This is a genomic window from Isoptericola sp. NPDC055063, assembly GCF_053608125.1.
In genome coordinates, this window is the sequence record NZ_JBSGUW010000006.1 from 143,826 (window position 1) to 151,468 (window position 7,643).

Below are 7,643 nucleotides of genomic sequence, written 5' to 3' on the forward strand. Positions count from 1 at the left end.
CACGACGGTGGGGCCGGGCCTCGTCGTCTGTCGGGGGTGGCCCCGGCCCGGGCGGGGCATGCTGGACCGCGGGGCCGTCGACGTCCCGCCGAACGAACACGAGACAGGAGTGGTCATGCAGCTGGTGGTGGCGCGCGTCGGGCGCGCGCACGGGCTCCGAGGCGAGGTCGGGCTCGACCTGCGCACCGACAACCCCGAGGACCGCCTGGCGGTCGGCCTCACCCTTCGCACCGACCCGGCCGAGGCCGGCCCGCTGACCGTGACGGGTGCTCGCGAGCACCAGGGGCGTTGGCTCGTGTCCTTCGCGGAGGTCGCGGACCGGACCGCTGCCGAGGCGCTGCGCGGCGTCGAGCTCGTCGTCGAGGCCGACGCCTCCGACGAGGAGGACGCCTGGTACCCGCACGAGCTGCAGGGCCTGCGTGCCGAGCTCGAGGACGGCACGGTCGTGGGCGAGGTCGTCGGGCTGGAGCACCTGCCCGCGCACGACGCCCTCGTGGTCCGCGAGCCGGGCGGCGAGCGCACGCTCGTCCCGTTCGTGCACGCCATCGTGCCGACGGTCGACGTGGCCGGCGGCCGGGTCGTGCTCACGCCCCCGGGCGGGCTGCTCGCCCGCGATGCCGAGGCGGTCGTCGTCGACCGTCCCGCGCAGGACGAGCCGGACCGGGACGAGGGCTGACGTGCGCGTCGACGTCGTCTCGATCTTCCCGGACTACCTGGCCGCCCTCGACCTGTCGCTCGTGGGCAAGGCGCGCAAGGCCGGCCTGCTGGACCTGCGCGTGCACGACCTGAGGGACTGGGCCACCGACCGGCACCGCACCGTGGACGACACCCCGTTCGGTGGGGGAGCGGGCATGGTCATGCGCCCGGACGTGTGGGGCCGCGCGCTCGACGACGTGCTGCCGGCGGGCGGCGGCGGGCACCTCGTGGTGCCGACGCCGTCGGGCGACGTGTTCACCCAGCGGCACGCCGAGGCGCTGGCGCTCGAGGAGCACGTGGTTATCGCGTGCGGGCGCTACGAGGGCATCGACGCCCGGGTCGCCGAGCGCGCCCGCGAAGCCGGGCACCGTGTGAGCGAGCTGTCCATCGGCGACTACGTGCTGAACGGGGGCGAGGTCGCCGCCCTCGTGATGATCGAGGCGTTCGGGCGGCTGCTGCCCGGCGTCGTGGGCAACCCGCACTCGCTGGTCGAGGAGTCGCACGGCGCCGCCGGGCTGCTCGAGTACCCCGTCTACACCAAGCCGCCCGCCTGGGAGGGGTTCGAGGTGCCGGAGGTGCTGCTGTCCGGGCACCACGCGCGGATCGAGCGCTGGCGGCGCGACCGGGCGCTGGAGCGCACGGCGGCGCGGCGCCCCGACATGGTGGCCGCGCTCGACCCGGCCGCGCTCGACAAGGCGGACCGGTCGCTGCTCGCGGACCTGGGCTGGGACGTGCGTGACGGACGCCTCCGGCCCCCCGCCGAGCCCGCGCCGGGACCTGTGGCAGAATAGGGCGCTGGTGTGCTCGCCGACCAGGCCTCTGCCACAGGGGAGGTCACGACGGCTGCTGGCCGTCCGGGTCGAGAAGCGACGCACCCACGACACGTCAGATTCCGCGCGCCCGTGGGCGCGCCACGATCTTGCTCCTGACCTGTGGCAGGGCGGGGAGAGAACCATGCACACGCTCGACTCCGTCGACGCAGCCTCGCTGCGCTCCGACGTCCCGGACTTCCGCGCCGGCGACACCGTCAAGGTCAACGTCAAGGTCGTCGAGGGCAACCGCTCGCGCGTCCAGGCGTTCCAGGGCATCGTCATCGCGCGCCAGGGCGGCGGCGTCCGCGAGACGTTCACCGTCCGCAAGATCAGCTTCGGTGTCGGCGTGGAGCGCACGTTCCCCCTGCACGCCCCGACCATCGACTCGATCGAGGTCGTGTCGCGCGGTGTCGTCCGCCGCGCCAAGCTGTACTACCTGCGCAACCTGCGCGGCAAGAAGGCGAAGATCCGCGAGAAGCGCGAGACGCCGACCGCGAAGTGAGCCACCGCGGCGTGACGCCCCGCGTCGCGCCGCACCGGTTCGCACCGACGGGCGGTCCTGCTTCGGCAGGGCCGCCCGTTCGTCGTTCTCGGAGGCCCGCCCGCCGGGGCTCGCCGCCCGGTACGCCACGGCTCGTGACGGTTTCGCCCTGGACGGTCGCGAGTGAAAGAGTGAGGGCGTGGCAGACTCCGATCCCGTGACCGACCGGCCCAGCGCGCACGAGCCCCGACCGACCGACCCCGCGGGCGCGGGTTCCGGCGACGGGTCCGGCGGCTTCGACGCCGTGGTCGGACCGGGCCGGCCCGCCCCGGCAGACGGCCCCGCGCCGAGCCGCGGCAGGAGCGGCGGCCTCGGCGTCCTGCGCGAGACGGCGATCATCGTGATCAGCGCGCTCGTCCTGTCGTGGCTCATCAAGACGTTCCTCGTGCAGGCGTTCTTCATCCCCAGCGGGTCCATGGAGGACACGCTCGAGATCGGCGACCGTGTGATGGTCTCCCGGATGGTCCCGGACGTCTTCGACGTGCACCGCGGCGACATCGTGGTGTTCAAGGACCCGGGGGGCTGGCTGCCCCCGTACGAGCCGCCGGAGCGCGGCCCGGTCGGCCAGGCCGTGACGAACGTCCTGACCTTCGTCGGGCTCATGCCGCAGGAGACCGGTGACCACCTGATCAAGCGCGTCATCGGCCTGCCCGGCGACCACGTGAAGTGCTGCGACGACCAGGGGCGCGTGACCGTCAACGGCGAGGCCATCGACGAGGAGTCGTACATCAAGCCCGGCTCGGTGCCGAGCGAGCTCGACTTCGACGTCACCGTGCCCGACGGGATGCTGTTCGTCATGGGCGACAACCGGCAGAACTCGGCGGACTCGCGCTACAACACCGGCAAGCCCGGCGGCGGTTTCGTGCCCATGGGCAACGTGGTCGGCTCGGCGTTCGCCACCGTGTGGCCGCTGGGCGACGCGACCCTGCTGCGCAACCCGGGCGACGTCTTCGCGAAGGTGCCGGAGCCGTGACCTCGCTCGTCGAGCAGCAGGACGGCGCACAGGCCGCCCGCGCGCTCTCCGGCCCCGAGTCGCTGCGTCGTCCGACGCCGCCGCGCCGGCGCACGGCGAACGCCGGCGCCAAGCAGCGCCGAAGCCCCACCCTGCGCCAGGAGCGGTCCCTGCTCACGGGCGGGGCGCGCCTCGTCGCGGGCATGGACGAGGTGGGCCGCGGCGCGCTCGCGGGCCCGGTGAGCGTGGGCGTGGTCGTGGTGGACGCCGCCACGCGGACCGCCCCGCAGGGGCTGACGGACTCCAAGCTCCTCACCCCGGCGGCGCGGGTCGCCATGGTGCCCCAGCTGCAGCGCTGGGGCGTGGCGTGGGCCGTCGGTCACGCCGGTCCCGCGGAGATCGACGCGCACGGCATCGTGGCCGCGCTGCGGCTCGCCGGCCGGCGCGCCCTGGCGCAGGTGCGGCGCACCTGCGGCGACGTGGACGTGGTGCTGCTCGACGGCTCGCACGACTGGCTGAGCCGCGGCGACGTCGACCTGTTCGAGGCGACCGACCTCGACCCGGCCCTGAGCCCCGACGTGCCCGAGCCAGCCGTGCGCACCCTCGTCAAGGCGGACCTGCAGTGCTCGTCGGTCGCGGCGGCGAGCGTGCTCGCCAAGGTGGAGCGCGACGGCCTGCTCGTGCGCCTCGCCCGTCAGTACCCGGCGTTCGCCTGGGACCAGAACAAGGGGTACTCCGCCCCCGCGCACCTCGAGGCGTTGCGCAGCCACGGGCCGACCCCGCAGCACCGGCGGTCGTGGAACCTGCGCGCGCTCGCGGACGACGGCGGGGCCGGGGCCACGGTTCCCGGCGCGCCCGCCGTCACGCTCGACGGGGAGCTGGCCGATGGGATGATGGCACCGTGAGCGCCGAAGACCTCGAGAACTACGAGACCGACATGGAGCTCGCGCTCTACCGCGAGTACCGCGACGTGGTGGGCCTGTTCTCGTACGTCGTGGAGACGGAGCGGCGGTTCTACCTCGCGAACCAGGTGGACCTGCAGGTGCGCTCCGCAGCCGGCGAGGTCTACTTCGAGCTCCGCCTGGCCGACGCCTGGGTGTGGGACGTGTACCGGTCCGCGCGGTTCGTGAAGTCCGTGCGCGTGGTGACGTTCAAGGACGTCAACGTCGAGGAGCTCGCGAAGGCGGAGCTCGCCCTCTGACCGCCCCGCGATGATCTCACCGCGGTCGTGCGGTGGTCGGCGGTGGTCCGCGGTGAGGACGCCGCGAAGCGGGCACAGGCTCCGACGCTGCCCCCAGGCTCGGCGCCGTCCACAGCCGCGCCCGGCCGGCTCCGGGCCGTCCGCCCCGCCGGGAGGCTGTCCCGCGGAGGTGGTTCGATGCGGGCGAAGGACGCCGTCGGGCAGTACGGGGAACGGGTGGCCGCGCGCCACGTCGAGGCGCAGGGCCTGCAGGTGCTGGAGCGCAACTGGCGCGGAGCGGGCGGAGAGCTCGACCTGGTCGCGCGCGACGGCGACGTGCTGGTCGCGATCGAGGTGAAGACGCGCCGGGGCACCGCGTTCGGGCACCCGGCCGAGGCGGTGACGCCGGAGAAGCTCGCGCGCGTGCGGCGGCTCACCGGGCAGTGGCTCGTCGAGCACCGCGACGTACGGTGCCGCGAGGTGCGGGTCGACGTCGTCGCCGTGGTGCTGCCACGGTCGGGCGCCGCCCAGGTCGAGCACCTGGTCGGGGTCCTCTGATGGGGCTCGGGACGACGGCGTCGGTGGCTCTGACAGGGCTGAGCGGGCACCTGGTGGAGGTGCAGGCGCAGCTCGCGGCGTCCGTGCCGGGGTTCACGCTGGTCGGGCTGCCCGACACCGCGCTGCACGAGTCCCGCGAGCGGGTGCGGGCTGCCGTGCTCTCCACGGGCATCAAGTGGCCGCACCGCAAGATCACGGTCAACCTCTCGCCCGCGTCGCTGCGCAAGTCGGGCTCGTCGTTCGACGTCGCGATCGCCGTCGCCGTGCTCGCGGGGGACGGGGCGATCCCCGCGGCCGGCCTGGACCGGGTGGTGCACCTGGCGGAGCTCGGGCTGGACGGGCGTCTGCAGCCGGTCCGGGGCGTGCTGCCGGCCGTCGCGGCCGCGGTCGAGGCAGGCTGCCCGGACGTCGTGGTGGCGGCGGGCGACGCGGACGAGGCACGCCTCGTGCCCGGCGCGCGCGTGCACGCGGCCGCGACCCTCGCCGAGGTGGTGCTGCTGCACGGCGGGGACCTCGCCGAGGTGCCGGTCCTCGACGCCGTGCGCCCGTCCCGGCAGCCGTCGGTGCGCCGGTCGTCGGGCGACCTGTCCGAGGTCGTCGGCCAGGCGCAGGCGCGCATGGCCCTCGAGATCTCCGCCGCCGGCGGGCACCACCTGCTGCTCGTGGGACCGCCGGGGGCGGGCAAGACGATGCTCGCGGCGCGGCTGCCCGGCATCCTCCCGGACCTCACGCCCGCGGAGGCGGTGGAGGTGACCTCGGTGCACTCGGTGGCGGGGACGTTCGACCCCGGGAACGGCCTGATGACCAGGCCCCCGTTCGAGGACCCTCACCACACGGCCACGCCGGCGGCGATCGTCGGGGGAGGGACCGGCCTGGCGCGTCCTGGCGCCGTGTCGCGGGCGCACCGGGGCGTGCTCCTGCTCGACGAGGCGCCCGAGTTCCCGTCCCGGGTGCTCGAGACGCTGCGCCAGCCGCTGGAACAGGGGGAGCTCGTGCTGCATCGCTCGGGAGGCGCCGCGCGCTATCCGGCCCGCTTCCAGCTCGTGCTGGCGGCGAACCCGTGCCCGTGCGGGATGGCGTCGGTCAACAAGGGGCTCGACTGCGCGTGCACGCCGACGGCGAAGCGCCGGTACTTCGGCCGGCTGTCGGGCCCGCTGCTCGACCGCGTGGACCTGCAGGTGGACGTGCAGCCCGTGACCCGGGCCGAGCGGACCGATCGTGCGTCGGGGGAGTCGTCGGCCCAGGTCGCGCACCGGGTCGCTGTGGCCCGCGAGAGGGCGCGCGAGCGGTTGGCCGACACGCCCTGGTCGACCAACGCCGAGGTCTCCGGGAAGTGGCTGCGGGACCGCTCGCGGGGGCCGGGAGTGCTCGCCCCGATCGAGCAGATGGTGGACCGGGGCGTGCTGAGCCTGCGCGGGGCGGACCGCGTGCTGCGGATCGCGTGGACGATCGCGGACCTGGCCGGCCGCGAGGGCCCGACCAGCGACGACGTGTCCACCGCCGTGACGATGCGCACGCGAGGGCACCATGGCTGAGCCCGTCGTCGACACGCCCCGGAACGGCGCGGCGCCCGCCCGTCCTGCGGGGACGGTGTCCGCACCTCGCGCGGCGGGACCGTCCACCGTGCCGTTCGACGTCGCCGATCCGCACCTCGCCCGGGCGGCGTGGAGCCGGCTCGCCGAGCCGGGAGACATGGTGGCCGGGGCCCTCGTGGCGCACCTCGGCGCGGGGGAGGCGCTCAGCTGGGTCGTCGACGCGGTCCGTGACCCCGCGCGCGCCCTGCGCGGCTCGGCGCTCGACCCGCTCGGCTCGGACGTCGCGGGGGACCGGCTCATGGAGGGCGTCGCGCGGTGGGCACCTCGCCTCGACCGTCTCGACCCCCGGCGCGAGCTGCGTGTCCTGGAGCGGCTCGGCGGCACGCTCCTGATCCCCCAGGACGCGCGCTGGCCCGGTCGGCTCGCCGACCTCGGGGCGGAGGAGCCGTTCGCCCTCTGGGTGCGGGGCGACCCGGATCTCGCGACCCTCGCCGAGCGTTCGGTCGCGGTGGTGGGGGCACGGGCCTCCAGCGCCTACGGCGACCAGGTGGCGTCGGGGATCGCGGCGGAGCTCGCCGACCGCGGGTTCACGGTGGTGTCGGGCGGCGCGTACGGCATCGACGCCGCGGCCCACCGCGGGGCGCTCGCCGGCGGAGCTGCGACCGTCGCGGCGCTCGCGGGCGGCGTCGACCGCTTCTACCCGCCGGGCAACGCCGACCTGCTGCGTCGGCTGGCCGACGGGGCCGGGGCCGTGATCAGCGAGGTGCCTCCCGGGTCGGCCCCCTTCCGGCAGCGGTTCCTGGCGCGCAACCGGATCATCGCCGCCGCGTCGTGCGCCACGGTGGTGGTCGAGGCTGCGTGGCGGTCGGGCGCGCTCAACACGGCCCGGCACGCGACCCGGCTGCTGCGCCCGCTCGGCGCGGTTCCCGGCCCGGTGACGTCCGGGACGTCGACCGGGTGCCACATGCTCCTGCGCGACGGAGCGGCGGTCTGCGTGACCGACGCCGCGGAGGTGGCCGAGCTCGCGGGTCCGTACGGCACGGGCGGCGCACCCGACGAGGCGGGTCGGCCCGACGGCGCGGCCGCTCCGGGGGGAGCCGGGGACGGAGCCGCGCCCCGGGGTGGCCGGCCCGAGGCGGTCGACGGGCTCGACGAGCGCGCGCGGCGGGTGTGGGACGCGCTGCCGGCACGGTCGTCCGCGGCGCTCGACTCCCTGACGCGGTCGGCGGGGCTGTCGGTCGCCGAGACGCTCGCCGGGCTCGGGACCCTCGAGCTGCACGGGCTCGCAGGGCAGGACGGCGGGCGCTGGAGCCGCGGGCCGCGGCGCCACCGCACGCCGAGGGGGAACGCGCCACGAAACGAGGAGAGT

9 protein-coding genes are annotated in these 7,643 nt (G+C 75.6%); all 9 read left to right on the forward strand.

Annotated elements, in window-relative coordinates; all coding sequences use genetic code 11:
- Window positions 1–115 precede the first annotated feature (115 nt).
- Complete coding sequence (gene rimM / locus ACWF41_RS09255; protein ID WP_380324064.1) at window positions 116–676, forward strand: ribosome maturation factor RimM; 561 nt, start codon at window positions 116–118, stop codon at window positions 674–676.
- A gap of 1 nt (window position 677) precedes the next feature.
- Window positions 678–1,487 (forward strand): tRNA (guanosine(37)-N1)-methyltransferase TrmD, encoded by an 810-nt coding sequence (gene trmD / locus ACWF41_RS09260; RefSeq protein WP_380324061.1) that lies wholly within the window; start codon window positions 678–680, stop codon window positions 1,485–1,487.
- 163 nt (window positions 1,488–1,650) lie between these two features.
- Window positions 1,651–2,010, forward strand: a complete 360-nt coding sequence (rplS, locus tag ACWF41_RS09265; protein ID WP_380324059.1) for a 50S ribosomal protein L19 — start codon at window positions 1,651–1,653, stop codon at window positions 2,008–2,010.
- Window positions 2,011–2,188: 178 nt separating this feature from the next.
- The gene (lepB, locus tag ACWF41_RS09270) at window positions 2,189–3,022 is read left to right on the forward strand and encodes a signal peptidase I (RefSeq protein WP_380324056.1); all 834 of its coding nucleotides are present in this window, start codon (window positions 2,189–2,191) and stop codon (window positions 3,020–3,022) included.
- The gene (locus ACWF41_RS09275) at window positions 3,019–3,906 is read left to right on the forward strand and encodes a ribonuclease HII (protein ID WP_380324053.1); all 888 of its coding nucleotides are present in this window, start codon (window positions 3,019–3,021) and stop codon (window positions 3,904–3,906) included. Before lepB ends, ACWF41_RS09275 begins: the two co-directional genes overlap by 4 nt.
- Window positions 3,903–4,202 carry a DUF2469 domain-containing protein gene (locus tag ACWF41_RS09280; protein ID WP_380324050.1) on the forward strand — a complete coding sequence of 100 codons (300 nt, stop codon included), beginning with the start codon at window positions 3,903–3,905 and terminating at the stop codon, window positions 4,200–4,202. Before ACWF41_RS09275 ends, ACWF41_RS09280 begins: the two co-directional genes overlap by 4 nt.
- A 177-nt stretch (window positions 4,203–4,379) precedes the next feature.
- Window positions 4,380–4,739, forward strand: coding sequence for a YraN family protein (locus ACWF41_RS09285; RefSeq protein WP_380324047.1), 360 nt, complete (start codon window positions 4,380–4,382; stop codon window positions 4,737–4,739).
- Complete coding sequence (locus ACWF41_RS09290; protein ID WP_380324044.1) at window positions 4,739–6,274, forward strand: YifB family Mg chelatase-like AAA ATPase; 1,536 nt, start codon at window positions 4,739–4,741, stop codon at window positions 6,272–6,274. The genes ACWF41_RS09285 and ACWF41_RS09290 overlap by 1 nt, the downstream gene beginning before the upstream one ends.
- Window positions 6,267–7,643, forward strand: a 1,377-nt coding sequence (gene dprA, locus ACWF41_RS09295; protein WP_452182401.1) for a DNA-processing protein DprA, incomplete at its 3' end; no start/stop codon positions are given. The genes ACWF41_RS09290 and dprA, both read left to right, overlap by 8 nt.

Excerpts from the sequence above, each read along its gene's own strand:
- rimM (WP_380324064.1), top strand. The coding sequence starts at position 116 with ATGCAGCTGGTGGTGGCGCGCGTCGGGCGCGCGCACGGGCTCCGAGGC.
- rplS (WP_380324059.1), top strand. The coding sequence starts at position 1,651 with ATGCACACGCTCGACTCCGTCGACGCAGCCTCGCTGCGCTCCGACGTC.
- ACWF41_RS09285 (WP_380324047.1), top strand. The coding sequence starts at position 4,380 with ATGCGGGCGAAGGACGCCGTCGGGCAGTACGGGGAACGGGTGGCCGCG.
- ACWF41_RS09290 (WP_380324044.1), top strand. The coding sequence starts at position 4,739 with ATGGGGCTCGGGACGACGGCGTCGGTGGCTCTGACAGGGCTGAGCGGG.